The sequence below is a fragment of the Peribacillus sp. 05N428 genome, assembly GCF_056397085.1.
In genome coordinates this window covers 30157-46035 of sequence record NZ_JBFTMS010000031.1, presented here as the reverse complement: position 1 = coordinate 46035, position 15879 = coordinate 30157, and the positions used below count along the sequence as shown (strand labels likewise).

The 15879-nt window shown below is 41.2% G+C and carries 17 protein-coding genes; all 17 read left to right on the top strand.

Annotation, left to right across the window (positions count from 1 at the left end):
• The first annotated feature begins 36 nt into the window (after positions 1-36).
• The 17 genes from AC1DIV_RS22405 (at position 37) to AC1DIV_RS22325 (ending at position 15765) form a co-directional block, all read left to right on the top strand.
• A complete protein-coding gene (locus tag AC1DIV_RS22405; RefSeq protein WP_477577428.1) occupies positions 37-804 on the top strand; it encodes a TatD family hydrolase in 768 nt (255 codons plus the stop codon).
• Positions 805-1083: 279 nt separating this feature from the next.
• On the top strand, positions 1084-2238 hold the full coding sequence (locus AC1DIV_RS22400; protein ID WP_477577427.1) for a ubiquitin-like domain-containing protein: 1155 nt from the start codon (positions 1084-1086) through the stop codon (positions 2236-2238).
• 254 nt (positions 2239-2492) lie between these two features.
• Positions 2493-3056 carry a ribonuclease M5 gene (gene rnmV / locus AC1DIV_RS22395; protein ID WP_048689993.1) on the top strand — a complete coding sequence of 188 codons (564 nt, stop codon included), beginning with the start codon at positions 2493-2495 and terminating at the stop codon, positions 3054-3056.
• The gene (gene rsmA / locus AC1DIV_RS22390; protein WP_477577425.1) at positions 3049-3927 is read left to right on the top strand and encodes a 16S rRNA (adenine(1518)-N(6)/adenine(1519)-N(6))-dimethyltransferase RsmA; all 879 of its coding nucleotides are present in this window, start codon (positions 3049-3051) and stop codon (positions 3925-3927) included. The genes rnmV and rsmA overlap by 8 nt, the downstream gene beginning before the upstream one ends.
• A gap of 201 nt (positions 3928-4128) precedes the next feature.
• A complete protein-coding gene (gene yabG / locus AC1DIV_RS22385) occupies positions 4129-5007 on the top strand; it encodes a sporulation peptidase YabG (RefSeq protein ID WP_048689999.1) in 879 nt (292 codons plus the stop codon).
• Between the two features lie 314 nt (positions 5008-5321).
• Positions 5322-5573 carry a biofilm formation stimulator Veg gene (gene veg, locus AC1DIV_RS22380; protein WP_034316343.1) on the top strand — a complete coding sequence of 84 codons (252 nt, stop codon included), beginning with the start codon at positions 5322-5324 and terminating at the stop codon, positions 5571-5573.
• A gap of 151 nt (positions 5574-5724) precedes the next feature.
• Positions 5725-5901, top strand: a complete 177-nt coding sequence (locus AC1DIV_RS22375; protein ID WP_340878260.1) for a small, acid-soluble spore protein, alpha/beta type — start codon at positions 5725-5727, stop codon at positions 5899-5901.
• 323 nt (positions 5902-6224) lie between these two features.
• A complete protein-coding gene (ispE, locus tag AC1DIV_RS22370) occupies positions 6225-7094 on the top strand; it encodes a 4-(cytidine 5'-diphospho)-2-C-methyl-D-erythritol kinase (RefSeq protein ID WP_048690002.1) in 870 nt (289 codons plus the stop codon).
• A gap of 61 nt (positions 7095-7155) precedes the next feature.
• A complete protein-coding gene (gene purR / locus AC1DIV_RS22365; protein WP_048690004.1) occupies positions 7156-7980 on the top strand; it encodes a pur operon repressor in 825 nt (274 codons plus the stop codon).
• A 13-nt stretch (positions 7981-7993) separates the two neighbouring features.
• On the top strand, positions 7994-8368 hold the full coding sequence (locus AC1DIV_RS22360; RefSeq protein WP_252279409.1) for a RidA family protein: 375 nt from the start codon (positions 7994-7996) through the stop codon (positions 8366-8368).
• A gap of 190 nt (positions 8369-8558) precedes the next feature.
• Positions 8559-8855 (top strand): septation regulator SpoVG, encoded by a 297-nt coding sequence (gene spoVG / locus AC1DIV_RS22355; protein ID WP_034316332.1) that lies wholly within the window; start codon positions 8559-8561, stop codon positions 8853-8855.
• A 579-nt stretch (positions 8856-9434) separates the two neighbouring features.
• On the top strand, positions 9435-10808 hold the full coding sequence (glmU, locus tag AC1DIV_RS22350; protein ID WP_034316331.1) for a bifunctional UDP-N-acetylglucosamine diphosphorylase/glucosamine-1-phosphate N-acetyltransferase GlmU: 1374 nt from the start codon (positions 9435-9437) through the stop codon (positions 10806-10808).
• 15 nt (positions 10809-10823) lie between these two features.
• Positions 10824-11777: a ribose-phosphate diphosphokinase gene (locus AC1DIV_RS22345; RefSeq protein WP_034316329.1), complete on the top strand. Its 954-nt coding sequence runs from the start codon at positions 10824-10826 to the stop codon at positions 11775-11777.
• Positions 11778-12090: 313 nt separating this feature from the next.
• Positions 12091-13071: a sulfonate ABC transporter substrate-binding protein gene (locus AC1DIV_RS22340; RefSeq protein ID WP_340878261.1), complete on the top strand. Its 981-nt coding sequence runs from the start codon at positions 12091-12093 to the stop codon at positions 13069-13071.
• 13 nt (positions 13072-13084) lie between these two features.
• Entirely contained in the window at positions 13085-14251 is a 1167-nt protein-coding gene (ssuD, locus tag AC1DIV_RS22335; protein WP_323599548.1) for an FMNH2-dependent alkanesulfonate monooxygenase, read from the top strand.
• Positions 14226-14999 carry an aliphatic sulfonate ABC transporter permease SsuC gene (gene ssuC / locus AC1DIV_RS22330; RefSeq protein ID WP_202808332.1) on the top strand — a complete coding sequence of 258 codons (774 nt, stop codon included), beginning with the start codon at positions 14226-14228 and terminating at the stop codon, positions 14997-14999. Before ssuD ends, ssuC begins: the two co-directional genes overlap by 26 nt.
• Before the next feature lie 13 nt (positions 15000-15012).
• Positions 15013-15765 (top strand): ATP-binding cassette domain-containing protein, encoded by a 753-nt coding sequence (locus tag AC1DIV_RS22325; RefSeq protein WP_340878262.1) that lies wholly within the window; start codon positions 15013-15015, stop codon positions 15763-15765.
• The last annotated feature ends 114 nt before the right edge of the window (positions 15766-15879 follow it).

Here is a 15879-nt window from a genome sequence, read left to right as displayed (position 1 = left end):
TTTTATAAAATAGTGCTAGAAAGGAAGAAAAAAATAATGTTATTTGACACACATGTACATGTTAATGTGGAACAATTCAACGAGGATCTCGAAGACGTAATAGAAAGAGCTAAGGAAGCAGGGGTCGATAATATGGTAGTCGTTGGTTTTGACCGGCCTACCATTATAAGGGCAATGGAATTAATAGAAACTTATGATTTCATGTATGCCGCAGTCGGATGGCATCCTGTGGATGCTATAGATATGACGGAAGATGACTTACAATGGATCGAGGAATTATCCAATCATCCAAAGGTTGTGGCCATTGGGGAGATGGGCCTGGATTATCATTGGGATAAATCTCCAAAAGATGTTCAAATGGAGGTGTTCAGGAAGCAGATTCGATTGGCCAAAAAGGTGGGGCTGCCCATTATCATCCATAATCGGGAAGCGACCGCGGATATCGTGAACATACTGAAGGAAGAAGAGGCATCAAGGGTTGGGGGCATCATGCATTGCTTTAGCGGAAGTGCAGAAACGGCTTTGGATTGCATTAATATGAATTTTTATATTTCATTGGGAGGCCCTGTGACCTTCAAGAATGCCAAAAAACCAAAGGAAGTGGCAGCAGCCGTACCTTTAGACCGTTTACTGATTGAGACCGATTGTCCATACTTGGCTCCCCATCCTTATAGAGGGAAGCGTAATGAACCTTCATATGTGAAACTTGTCGCTGAACAAATTGCAGAAATCAAACAACTTACAATAGAGGAAGTTTCCCAGGCAACAACGGAAAATGCCAAGAAATTATTCGGCATTAACTGACATTTTTTTTTACAATATCCCCCGGGGTTTGCTAGCTAAAATCGCAACTTTTTAAGGTTTCTACAAATTTCACTCCAACTATAGGCTTATTATGTCGAGAAGTCGCCCTTTCCTTTTCATTATGGAATATGCATAATAGGTAGTAATTTCCTGAATGAGAAGTGAATGGGTTGACAGCTTGATAACTAAGTCTATATAATCACCGGGAGGAAGGAGGAGTTTTTCATTCTATTAAAAACTATGAAAAACCTTATTCCCAAACCTTTTGGGAAGAAGAGAATGGCAATGGCCATTTGCAGTGCTATTCTTGTTTCTACAGCATTGGGAATACTTATATATCAAGGAACAAAGGATACAGTAACAATCATGCTAGATGGAAAAAAAGAGGTAGTGCGTACACACGCGGCTACTGTAAATGATATGTTGGAAGATTTAGAGATTAACGTTCAAGCCGCAGATTATGTCCACCCATCAAGAACCACAAAGGTTGATGATGATTTGGATGTGATTTGGAAGCCTGCACAAAAAATCGTCATGGTACAGGATGGTAAGAAGAAGGAAGTCTGGTCCACCGCAGATACGGTAGATGGACTTTTAAAAGACCAAAATCTAAGTGTGAAGGAACAGGATAAGATCACCCCTTCAAAAAGCACGAAGCTGAAAGCGAATATGGAAGTTGCCATAGACAAAGCCTTTTCACTGAAATTAGTGGTAGGTGGAGAAGAAAAGCAGGTATGGTCAACTTCGACTACTGTCGCTGACTTTTTAAAGCAACAAGGAGTAAAACTCAATGATTTGGATCGAGTTGAGCCAGAATTAACCGAAAAAGTTAAAGCTGAGAATACGGTAAACGTAGTTCGAATTGAAAAAGTCACCGATGTAGTGGAAGAACCAGTTGACTTTGCTGTCATAACTAAAAAAGATGACTCTTTATCAAAAGGGAAAGAGAAAATTGTCAAAGAAGGAAAAGACGGACTCGTCTCCAAGAAATATGAAGTTGTTAAAGAAAATGGCAAAGAGGTCAAAAGAGAATTACTTTCAGAAAAAGTAGTTAATAAAAAGCAGGATAAAGTTGTAACGGTCGGAACTCGAACGACTGTTGCGCAGGCATCACGGGGAGTAACTAACGTTAGTTCTTCAAGTGGAAAAGAAATATACGTATCTTCAACAGCTTATACTGCCAGTTGTAAGGGCTGTTCCGGAGTCACGTCCACAGGAGTAGATCTAAAGAGTAATCCGGGTGCGAAAATCATTGCTGTCGATCCAAGCGTGATTCCCATGGGGTCGAAAGTATATGTAGAGGGATATGGCTATGCTGTAGCAGCTGATAAAGGCGGAGCAATAAAGGGAAATAAGATTGACGTCTTCTTTTCTTCAAAAAATGATGCCTATCGCTGGGGTGTAAAGAGAGTAAAGATTCGCGTATTGGACTAATAAGGTTTCTCTCGCAGGAGATGAATTCGTCTCCTGTTTTTTGCGTTTTATTTTCCATTTGTTGAAAAACCCCATGTAAAACTGTTTTAATAAGATAGACGTCTTGCCATTCCATAAGGTTTCAATATATGCGTGTAAACTTTCATAAATGATCTAGACTGGATTCTCTACCCAAAAAAGTTTTTTACGGGGGACCGGTTACGTTTATCCAAGAGCTAATCAAAGCGCTTGCGCTTTTCTGTATGGAGGAAACCATGAAAAAGATTAAAGAAATTATTGTTGTAGAAGGAAAAGACGATACGGTGGCGATAAAAAGGGCTGTTAATGCTGATACAATAGAAACCAACGGATCAGCGGTGAATGAGTCCTGTATTGAACAGGTGAGGCTTGCACAAAAGACACGTGGAGCCATCATTTTCACTGACCCTGATTTTCCTGGTCAAAAAATCAGGAATATCATTTCAGAACAAGTAAAAGGGTGTAAACACGCCTTTTTAACGAAGAAGGAAGCCCTTCCTAAGTCAGGTAGAGGAATTGGTGTGGAACATGCTTCTCCTGAGGCAATTCGTAATGCTTTAAAGGATGCCCAAATAATGGACGAAGAGGCTTCGGAAGAGATTTCACAGCAGGATTTAATAGATGCAGGTTTAATCGGGGGATCCGGTGCCAAGGAACGAAGGGAAAAACTTGGATCTATGTTAAAAATCGGGTTTACCAATGGTAAACAGTTATATAAGAGACTAAAAATGTTCCAAATATCAACTGAGGCTTTTGAGAAAGCGATGGTACAGATAATTCAGGAGGAAAAAAATGAATAAGGATATTGCAACCCCTGTCAGAACGAAAGAAATATTAAAGAAGTACGGATTCTCCTTTAAAAAGAGCTTAGGCCAAAACTTTTTAATCGATACGAATATCTTGAAACGTATTGTCGAACATGCCAATTTGACAGAGGAAAGCGGCGCCATCGAAATTGGGCCGGGAATCGGGGCATTGACGGAACAACTGGCGAAAAGCAGCAAAAAGGTTGCGGCCTTTGAGATTGATCAGCGTCTACTGCCCATCTTATCGGATACACTGTCTCCCTATAACAATGTAAACATCATTCACGGGGATGTTCTTAAGGCTGATGTCAAGAAGGTCATCGAGGATGAATTTGCTGGATTCTCGGACTTGATGGTTGTTGCAAACCTGCCATACTATGTCACGACGCCGATCATTTTAAAGCTATTGTCCGAGGACTTGCCCATTAGAGGCATCGTGTGCATGCTGCAAAAAGAAGTGGCTGACCGAATTGCCGCAAAACCTGGGACAAAGGAATATGGTTCTTTATCCATTGCCATTCAATATTATACAGAAGCCGAAACAGTGATGATCGTACCAAAAACGGTATTCATGCCTCAGCCTAATGTTGATTCAGCTGTAATCCGCCTTACTAGGCGCTTGAAGCCAATCGTCGAGGTCCTGGATGAGGATTTCCTATTCACTGTGACCCGGGCGTGCTTTGCACAGCGTCGGAAAACGATTTTAAATAACTTAACCAGTCAGATGCCAGATGGTAAATCGAAAAAGGAACACATACTTGCCGCTCTCGAAGCCGCGGAAGTGGATCCTTCCAGACGGGGCGAAACACTGAGCATCAAAGAATTTGGCCGCTTAAGTGATGCGTTATTGCCGAATTTCAAATAAAGAAAACGTGAAAGATTCAAGTCGGAATGGGGTCACTCCCAGCTTCCGGCTTTTTTTATTTTGAAATTGGCCCATCATGATGGAACATACCCGAAAATGTAATCAATATCCACCTTTCACCATTCAAGATTGGTTCGCATAACTTAAGAATGAAAATAAACTAGGGCGGGCTGAAAATAAGTCTTCTCATGGGGTGGGGCCATGAATATTCAAATAAACGATATTGTTGGTCGGGTTTCTTATAAATGCGACGTGTTGTTCCGGGTAATTGATATCCGTGATATTGACGGAAGGCGTGAAGCTATTCTTTATGGGGAAGATATCCGACTGATTGCAGATGCACCTTTTCAAGATTTAATGATTATTAATGATAATGAAAGAAATGATCGACAAAGGTCGAATGAGGTACTACAAGAACAATCTGACCGCTTATTAACGCAAGATCTAGAGCTGCAACAACAAAAAAACGGCTATCAATCCAGTAATGGCTATCGGTATAGCGGTGAATATTTTCAAATACCAGGGAGGGTGCTCCATGTTGATGGGGATGCATCTTACTTGAGGAAATGCATGGATCTATATCAGAAATTCGGTATTCCGGTCAATGGCATCTATTGCAATGAAAAGGAAATGCCCCAAAGGATCGGGGGGTTGCTGGATCATTATCGGCCGGACATTCTTGTTGTCACCGGTCATGATGCCTATTCAAAATCAAAAGGACCGATGTCCGATATTAATGCCTACCGTCACTCAAAGGATTTTGTACAGACAGTTAGAGAAGCGCGAAGGAGGGTTTCTCATTTAGACCAACTGATTATATTTGCCGGGGCTTGTCAGTCGCATTTTGAATCGCTGATCCAAGCGGGGGCAAATTTCGCAAGTTCTCCTTCCCGTGTTAATATACATGCTCTTGATCCGGTTTATATCGTCGGAAAGATAAGCTTTACGCCATTTTCCGATCATATTCATGTATGGGATGTCCTTCGGAATACATTAACGGGAGAGAAGGGGCTGGGGGGAATTGAGACAAAAGGGGTGTTACGGACCGGGTTGCCTTTCAAGCCATTTCAGGAAGAATGAACGAGCTGCATTTTGAAAGAATGCAGCTTGCTTTTGGTAGGGGGAGAATTCGGATATCCTCACAAAAAAATGGGTTATTTGTGGAGCAATGTTCGTAGGCAATGATTTAATTACGAAAATTCGGCTTAATAAATAATGGAATAGTTCGTTTACATAATTTTTCATTTCCCAGGATATAATAAAATTGTTCGCGATTTTGCCGAATTTCAGATAAAAATATATTGACTACATTTTTAAGTGCTGATATAATTTATTATTTTGTTTGCGTATATTTGTAAATTGTGATATACTTAACTTAGTGAGGTGGACCGAAAATGCCAAAAACTCTAGCTGATATTAAAACTGCACTTGATTCAAACCTGGGTAAAAGATTGCTCTTAAAAGCAAACGGTGGAAGAAGAAAGACTGTAGAACGATTTGGAACTTTGGCGGAAACTTATCCGGCTGTTTTTGTAATTGAGCTCGACCAAGATGAAAATGCGTTTGAAAGAGTATCTTACAGCTATGCGGATGTTTTAACGGAAACCGTAGAACTAACATTTTTAAACAAACAACAAGAGATGTAACTTAGACGAGGCAGCTAACAATTTTGTTTGCTGCTTTTTGTTTTGCATAAAATATCCTGTGAGTCCCAATAAAGGCTTAAAAAGGATGTAATGAAATAGCGTATGTTGCAAACACTAGGCATGTGACGGCATGTGAAAGGGGTTGCTTCGCTTGAGCAGGAAAAAAGGGATTATGTCAAATAATCTTAAAGAGGAATTGGCTAAGGAACTTGGATTTTACGATGTTGTCCAGAAAGAAGGCTGGGGAGGAATCCGGGCCAGGGACGCAGGAAACATGGTAAAACTTGCTATCGAAAAAGCACAACGTCAATTGGTGAACAAAGAGTAAGATAAAACACTTAATTGTATCATGCCGTCATGTTGATGGAAGCCGGACTCTCTATACAATGTATAGCTCTATTCATTTTTGCTTACATTGTAGTTAAGGAGTCTGGTTTTTTTATGTATCGGTGAATGCTATATGGATATGTAGCAAGTCTTTTGGGATGCAGGAAGTGGCTGCTCCCCAATGTGCCTACATGTGTCTATTCTCCTCTAAGGGCCAATCTTAGCTTCATTACATTGAAATTACGATGAAAAAACCTTTAGAATATAAACAAATATGATAGAATAGGACAAGAACTTTTAAGAACGTTAAAGTAGGTGGACATATTGAAGCTTATGGAAAAAGCCCCGGCTAAAATTAATTTGGCTTTGGATGTGCTTTTCAAACGGCCTGATGGGTATCATGAGGTGGAAATGATCATGACGACAGTCGACCTTGCCGATAGAATTGAACTAAAGGAAATAAAGGGAAATCATATTCAAATTCTATCCCATAATCGATTTGTTCCGGATGATCATCGGAATTTGGCTTATCAAGCTGCATTTATTCTAAAGGAACGTTTTGGAATCAATAAAGGTGTTTCCATAACTATAGAGAAAAATATACCTGTAGCCGCAGGACTTGCTGGTGGCAGCAGTGATGCCGCAGCAACTTTAAGAGGCTTAAATAGACTGTGGAAGCTTGGTCTTTCCATGGATGAACTTGCGGAAATCGGAGCTGAAATTGGCTCTGATGTTTCATTTTGTGTATATGGAGGTACGGCATTGGCCAGAGGGCGCGGGGAAAAAATCACGCATCTTCCTGCACCGCCAAAGTGCTGGGTCATCTTGGCCAAACCGACGATCGGCGTTTCGACTGCCGATATATACAAAAGGCTCCAAACTTCAAAAATGGAGCATCCGGATGTACCTGGAATGATTTCGGCTATTATGGAAAACAATTATCACGATGTATGTGAAGGGTTAGGGAATGTTCTTGAACAAGTGACATTGCAGTTATACCCGGAGGTTGCGAACATTAAAGATCAAATGAAGACATTTGGAGCAGATTCGGTCTTGATGAGCGGAAGCGGTCCGACCGTTTTTGGTTTGGTGGAACATGATTCGCGCATGCAGAGGATTTACAATGGTCTTCGCGGATTCTGTGATCAGGTCTATGCGGTCCGTTTGTTGGGTGATCGAAACAATCTTGAATAGAAACGTACATTAGTGGTATAGTTGCAATATAATATTCGGAATTCACAAAGGGGGTGTCTCAATGAAATTTCGTCGCAGCGAGAGGCTAGTCGATATGACCAATTATTTATTAGAACATCCAGGGGAATTAGTTTCGCTGACTTATTTTGCTGAAAGATATAGTTCGGCAAAGTCCTCGATCAGTGAAGATTTGACCATCATCAAAGATACCTTTGAACAACGGGGGATAGGTTCTTTAACAACCGTTCCAGGTGCGGCCGGTGGAGTGAAATATATTGTTTCCATCAAGGAAGAAGAGGTCAATGCCTTCATTGACGGATTATGCGATACGATCGCTAGTCCCGAAAGGCTACTTCCTGGCGGTTATCTATATATGACAGACATCTTAGGACATCCGCAAACCGTGAATAAGGTTGGAAGGATAATCGCTTCAATGTATGCCAAGAAAAATGTCTCAGTCATCATGACGATGGCAACCAAAGGGATATCATTAGCATACGCCGTGGCAAATTATTTGAATGTTCCAGTTGTCATTGTAAGTAGGAATAATAAAGTAACGGAAGGTTCTACAGTGAGCATCAATTATGTTTCTGGCTCTTCAAAGAGGATCCAGACTATGGTACTCTCTAAGAGAAGCTTGGTTGAGGGTTCGAATGTATTGATTGTAGACGATTTCATGAAGGCTGGAGGTACCATTAACGGTATGGTCAGTCTATTGGATGAATTTAAGGCAACAGTTGCCGGAATTGCGGTGCTGGTTGAATCCGAGCATACGGAGGAGTGCCTTGTCGAGGACTATGTTTCTTTAATCAAGTTGACACAGGTGGTCGAAAGAGACAAGAAAATCAAGGTCAGCCGTGGGAATTATTTTACGAAAAAGGAATAGGGGGAATGATTTCATGAAAACGATACATACTGATGAAGCACCGGCAGCGATCGGACCATATTCACAAGGCGTGATCGTGGATACGTTATTTTTCAGTTCTGGACAGATCCCGCTTACTGCTTCTGGTGAGATGGTGACAGGGGATGTCAAGGAACAAACACACCAGGTCTTTAAGAATCTCCAAGCCGTATTGAAAGAAGCTGGGGCTTCATTGGAAACTGTCATTAAAGCTACAGTATTCATTAAAAGTATGGACGATTTCGGTTCGATTAATGAAGTATACGGAGAATATTTTTCTGCTCACAAACCTGCCCGCTCTTGTGTAGAGGTTGCTCGCCTTCCTAAAGATGCACTAGTGGAAATAGAAGTGGTAGCGCTCGTTAAATAAACGGGCGTTTTTTTATTTTAAGGGGCATTCGTAATGGGTAATTTTCCTGTAATATATGGGTGATTTCTAATGTTTTTAAAAACTAGGCTGAATTTTCTAAAAAAATTACAGATAATAGAAGGAGTTCACGTTTTTTTGTTGAATATGTACTTTAAGTTTTAACAACAACAAAAAGGGATGGTGAGCTTAAATGGAAGTAACTGACGTAAGATTACGCCGTGTAAATACGGATGGTCGTATGAGAGCTATCGCATCAATTACATTGGATAATGAATTTGTGGTTCATGATATTCGTGTGATCGACGGAAACAATGGTTTATTTGTAGCAATGCCAAGTAAACGAACTCCAGATGGAGAATTCCGGGATATCGCTCATCCAATCAATTCCTCGACACGCGGGAAAATTCAAGAAGCTGTCTTGACAGAATATCATCGATTGGGAGAACTTGAAACTGAATTAGAGGAAGCTGGAGCAGGTGCTTCCTAAAATAACTTTACTTTTAAACTTTAAATTTATAATTCGTGCATCTAGAGCCTACTTCATAAGTAGTGCTCTTTTTTATTTATTCAAAAACAGAAAAGTTTAGAACTTATCCGCTCATCATACAGATATTTGCTTAAATGAATTGTAAAACTTACGGTGTTATCTAAAGTTTAAGTACCCATCCTTTTTATTTTTAAAACCTTTTTGATCAACCGGAAATTGAAATTCCTGTAAGGGGATCTCTCTAATGACATGAATCGGTAACCTGATCTCGGAATGGGAGTTAACAACGGGTGCAGTGCTTCCAGATGGCTTGTACATAGGGCATGGCGCGGTCGTGGCGGAATTTTGGGATAAAGGGGAGGAAACATGTTTCTGTACATTGACCGGGCATATATCATTCATTTCATGATGTCAAATAATGCTCCAAGTCCCAATGCTGACATTTGTAAGCTGTCGGATAACGGAAATTTTTCACCCGATTGGTTGACAATTATATGTACTTTTAATTGTTACCTTGAAAAGAATCACTATTTGAGATAATATTTTTAGTGGATAAAAAGGTGAAAATGGAGGCCTGTTATGAGTAATCGCTATGCAATAATATTGGCCGCTGGGCAAGGTACTAGGATGAAATCTAAGCTTTATAAGGTTTTGCACCCTGTTTGCGGGAAACCAATGGTACAACATGTTATCGATCAAGTCAATCAACTTCAAATAGAAGATATTGTAACAGTCATCGGCCATGGTGCTGAAAAGGTTCAAGAGCAACTTGGTGATTCATGCAAGTATGCCTTACAAGAACAGCAATTAGGTACGGCACATGCTGTAATGCAAGCGGAAAGCGTTTTATCCGCAAAAAGTGGCACGACCCTTGTTATTTGCGGAGATACGCCTCTGATTAAAGCGGAAACAATGAAAGAGCTTATAGCCTTGCATGAGCAAAGTCAGGCGAAAGCAACAATCTTAACAGCATATGCAGATAACCCTGCTGGCTATGGAAGGGTCCTTCGCGGTGAAGGCGGACTTGTAGAAAAAATCGTCGAGCATAAGGATGCTTCGGAAGAAGAAAGATATGTTAAGGAAATAAATACCGGTACATATTGCTTCGACAACCAAGCATTATTCAGCGCGCTGAAAAAGGTTTCGAATGAAAATGTCCAGGGAGAATATTACTTACCGGATGTTATTGAAATCTTAAAAGAAGAAGGCGAAGTGGTGACGGCTTTCCAATCCAGTGAATTCGAGGAGACATTGGGTGTGAATGACCGTGTGGCTTTATCGCAGGCTGAGCAAATTTTACGGAAACGAATCAATGAAAAGCATATGAGGAACGGTGTAACGATCATCGACCCGCTTACAACTTTCATTGAAGCGGATGTGCAAATCGGACAGGATACAGTCATTAACCCTGGGTCATTCATTAAAGGAAAAAGTATCATCGGGCAGGACTGCTTGATTGGCCCGAATACGGAAATCAGTAATTGTGAAATTGGTGATGGAACGGAAGTCCTCCAATCGGTTGTGCACGAAAGCAGTATTGGAAGTTTTGTTAAAATCGGTCCATTCGCACATGTTAGACCTCAATCAGATATTAAGGATTCCGTTAAGATCGGTAATTTTGTCGAAATTAAAAAGACCGTTTTTGGCAAAGGAAGCAAGGCCTCACATTTGAGTTATATTGGTGATGCAGAGGTTGGGGAGAATGTTAATATAGGCTGTGGATCTATTACCGTGAATTACGACGGGAAAAATAAATATTTGACGAAGATTGAAGACAATGTCTTCATAGGCTGCAATTCTAATCTGGTTGCACCTGTGACAGTAGGAGAAGGGGCATATGTAGCTGCTGGTTCAACCATCACGCAAGATGTACCGCAGCAAGCCCTATCCGTTGCCCGGGCTCGTCAAGTTAACAAAGAAGATTATGTCAAGAATTTGAAATTTAATAAATAACCGACGGAGGTCATCATGTCAAATCAGTATTTAGATCCTAATTTAAAAGTATTCTCTTTAAATTCAAACTTCGATTTAGCTCAGGAAATTGCTGCAGCAATCGGTGTTGAACTTGGAAAATGTAGCGTAACAAGTTTCAGTGACGGTGAAGTTCAAATTAATATTGAAGAAAGTATCCGTGGCTGTGATGTATTCGTAATCCAATCAACAAGCCAACCAGTCAATGAAAATTTAATGGAACTTTTAATTATGATCGATGCTCTTAAACGTGCTTCAGCTAAAACGATCAATATTGTAATGCCATATTACGGTTATGCCCGCCAAGATCGCAAAGCGCGTGCGCGTGAACCAATTACAGCTAAACTTGTAGCAAATCTTTTAGAAACGGCTGGTGCCCACCGTGTAATCACATTAGATCTTCACGCACCTCAAATTCAAGGTTTCTTCGATATTCTGATCGATCACCTTGTTGCCGTTCCGATTTTAGCTGATTTCTTCAAGGAAAAAGATTTAAGTGATATCGTCATCGTTTCCCCAGATCATGGTGGTGTAACACGTGCCCGTAAAATGGCCGATCGCCTAAAAGCACCGATCGCCATTATCGATAAGCGCCGCCCAAGACCGAACGTGGCTGAAGTCATGAACATCATTGGTAATATTGAAGGGAAGACAGCAATACTGATTGATGACATCATCGATACTGCAGGAACTATTACATTAGCGGCCAATGCCCTTGTGGAGAATGGTGCTAAAGCAGTGTACGCTTGTTGTACACACCCAGTCCTTTCAGGTCCTGCCATCGAAAGGATTCAAAATTCAACGATCAAGGAATTGGTCGTGACTAACTCGATTGCCCTATCTGAAGATAAGAAAATCGATAAAATTGTTGGTCTTTCTGTAGCACCTTTGATTGCAGAGGCAATCATTCGTGTGCATGAGGAACAATCAGTCAGTACATTATTCGATTGATAACAAAATAAAACGAAAACACGGCGGGCCTTTTCGGGCTCGCCGTGTTTTTGTTTAAAAGTTCAGAAAAATTTTAATTCTTAGTTGACAGATGAGAATAGTAATAATAAAATAACCATACAAAATACAATTCATATTCATGGAACGAAAAACTGTACTATGCAAGTTCATACTGGCTAACGCCGATCGGACTACCGAAGGCTCCTTTTCACTTACCATTGAACATTAGGCATCTTTTTGCCCTATTGTCCTATTGGTGAAGAAAAGGAGCCTTTTATTTTTATATAAATAGTTTAAGAAGGGTGTGCAGAATATGAAGAAAAAACGAAAGATATGGCTGCTGTCCATCTTCAGCATCATCATGCTGATAGTAAGTGCATGCGGGCAGGAAAAGAACAGTTCCACAAGTGCTGACGCAAAAGAATCGGATAAGACCATCCGAATCGGTTATCAAAAATTCGGGACATTAAATATTTTAAAATCAAAAGGGGAGCTGGAAACACATTTAAAGGAAGTGGGATATACAGTCGATTGGACTGAATTCCCTGCAGGGCCTCAACTGCTTGAAGCCTTGAATGTCGGCAGTATTGATTTTGGGCACACAGGGGAGGCACCGCCGATATTTGCACAAGCAGCCAATGCTCCGCTTGTCTATATTGCCAATCAGCCGGCAAACCCATCAGGAGAGGCTATAGTTGTACAAAAGGATTCACCCATTAAAAATGTGAAAGATTTAAAGGGAAAGAAGGTTGGCTTGAATAAAGGTTCCAATGTTCATTATTTATTGGTCAAAGCGTTAGAGGAAGCAGGTCTTACTCTTGATGACATTCAGCCCGTCTACTTGCCACCGGCTGATGCGAGGGCTGCTTTTGAAGGAAACCAAATCGATGCCTGGGTAATATGGGATCCATTTTTATCAGCGGCGGAATTGGAACTTGAAACGAAAACGATTCAGGATGGAGAAGGACTGGTGGCGAATCGGGAATTCTTTTTGGCAACTGATTCATTTGCCGGGAATGAAGAGGCTTTGAAGATTATCAAAGAAGAACTGATAAAAGTTGATAAATGGATTGAAGAAAACCCAAGGGACGTCGCTGAGTTTCTATCTCCGGAAATTGGAATGAGTGTGGAGGCATTGGAAAAAACATTAAATAGAAAAGAATATGGACTTGAGGAGATTTCCAATGGGGTTTTGGATGATCAACAAAAGATTGCCGATACGTTTTACCATCTTAAATTAATCCCAAGCAAGATTAATATTCTGGATGCTTCAGCAGATCTTAAAAAACAATAAGGGGGAAATGAAAATGAAAGTATTTTGGTTTTTACCATCGCATGGGGAAAGTCGCTATTTAGGATCGACAAAGGGAGGGAGGGCAATCACGCTTCCTTATTTAAAACAAATAGCACAGGCGGTTGATCATTTAGGTTTTGAAGGGGCTTTGCTTCCGACGGGACGGTCTTGTGAGGATGCATGGGTAGTGGGCTCTTCACTGATTTCCGCAACGGAAAGAATGAAATTTCTAGTTGCGATTCGTCCAGGTTTAATGTCGCCAACCTTAGCTGCGCGTATGGCTTCAAGCTTCGACCGGCTGTCGAATGGCCGTCTTTTGATCAATGTTGTAACTGGGGGGGACCCAGTCGAATTGGCAGGTGATGGCGTGTTTCTAAATCATAAGGAACGCTATGAGCAAACAAATGAATTTCTCGATATCTGGAGAAAGGAAATGTCTGGTGAGAGTGTGGACTATGAAGGGGAGCACCTAAAGGTTGAAGGTGGAAATATTCTGTTGTCACCTGTACAAAAACCGTATCCACCGCTCTATTTCGGAGGTTCATCCGATCCAGCCATCGATATATCGGGAAAGCATATTGATGTGTACTTGACTTGGGGTGAGCCACCGGTGCAAGTGGCTGAAAAAATTGAAAAGGTACGTAAAAAAGCAGCAGAGTACGGACGTGAAGTCAGATTCGGCATTCGCATGCATGTCATTGTGAGAGAAACGGAAGAAGAAGCTTGGCAGGCAGCGGACGAACTCATTAAATATGTGGATGATGAAATGATTGAAAATTCACAAAAGATTTTTGAAAGGTTTGATTCAGTGGGCCAAAAGCGGATGTCGCAACTCCATAACGGAAACAGGGATTCGCTTGAAATCAGCCCTAACCTTTGGGCAGGTGTAGGTCTTGTGCGCGGGGGCGCGGGTACGGCACTAGTCGGGAGTGCAGAAAATGTTGCTGCCAGAATGAAGGAATATGAAGAAATCGGAATAGAATCCTTTGTTTTATCTGGATACCCTCATCTTGAAGAAGCGTACAGAGTTGCGGAATTATTATTCCCTTTACTCCCTGTTGAGAGGCTGCAAGGACCCGTTTCAAAAGCTACGAGCCCATTCGGGGAAATATTGGCTAATGACCACTACCCTACAAAAGGAAGTGAAATTGAAGATGAAGTTAAACAAAAAGTTCAATAAGTTCCACCTCATATCATGGCTTGTGCCCATTCTCCTTTTGGTAACTTGGCAGCTGCTGTCCTTGTGGGGGATTCTGTCGGAACGGATATTGCCTGCCCCGACTGAAGTGTTTCAAGCAGGTGTTGCATTACTGGGGACGGGTGAACTTATTGATTATATCGGCATCAGTGCTCAGCGTGCCTTCATCGGCTTTTTAATAGGCGGGATTATTGGTTTTGTACTTGGTTTATTAAATGGATTATCATCCATTGCTGAAACCTTATTCGATACCTCGCTTCAGATGTTGCGTAATATTCCGCATTTAGCTTTAATACCGCTGGTGATTCTATGGTTTGGTATAGATGAAGAAGCGAAAATCTTCCTTGTCGCTTTAGGGGTTCTATTTCCTATCTATTTAAATACATTTCATGGTGTTAAATCGGTGGATAAGGGATTAATCGAAGCGGCGAGGGTTTATGGGTTGAGTGGTTTTTCTTTATTCTGGAATGTGATTCTCCCTGCAGCCTTTCCATCCATTTTGGTGGGAATCCGCTTCTCCCTTGGAATCATGTGGGTCACATTAATTGTCGCAGAAACAATATCCGCTAATTCCGGAATTGGATATATGGCTATGAATGCCCGTGAATTCATGAGGATGGATATTGTTGTTCTTAGTATTCTCTTATATGCCTTATTAGGGAAAATATCGGACGTTGCGGCCAAAATAATTGAAAAAAGATGCTTAAAGTGGCATCCGTCATACCAATGAGGAGGTCATTAACATGAAAAATGGTAATTCGTTGGAGTTGCAGGGTGTAAGAAAGGATTTTGGGGAGTTTGAAGTATTAAAGGGGATGGACCTGGCATTTAAAAAGGGAGAATTCATAGCCATTGTCGGTAAGAGCGGATGTGGAAAGAGCACCTTGCTTCGTCTTGTGGCAGGACTGGAAAAGCCGACGGGCGGGCAGATACTGGTGAATGGAAAACCATTGAATGGATTAAATAAATCATCACGGACGATGTTTCAGGATGGCAGGCTTTTTCCTTGGAAAAAAATCCTTCAAAATATTGGCGTAGGCTTGAAAGGGGATTGGAAGTCAAACGCTATGGAATTACTGGAGCAAGTGGGCCTTGCAGATCGAGCAAATGATTGGCCGTCCGTTTTATCTGGGGGGCAAAAACAAAGGGTTGCATTAGCGAGGGCATTGGTTAACCAACCTGATATTCTCCTCCTGGATGAGCCGCTAGGGGCATTGGATGCTTTGACGAGAATTGGCATGCAAAGGCTGATTGAAGAACTATGGAGGAAAAGGGACTTTACTGCCTTACTTGTTACACATGACGTTGAAGAAGCCGTAATGCTTGCCGACCGTGTCATATTAATCGAAGAAGGAAAAGTCGTCATGAATAAGGAAATCAATCTGCCGAGACCACGGAAAAAGGATAGTATTCAATACTCATCACTAGCAGCCCAAATCCTTGACCGAGTGATGCAAGTTGAAGGAAAAATGGAAAAAAAAGCGATTCACGCTTGAATTAGAGAAAAAAGAATGAAAAAAGATTTTGCAGAGAATTCCTATGTTTACCATATGTTTATCGCCTTCTTGCTCCCAGCGGATTTTACCTTTCATGTTTAATGATTCACCATT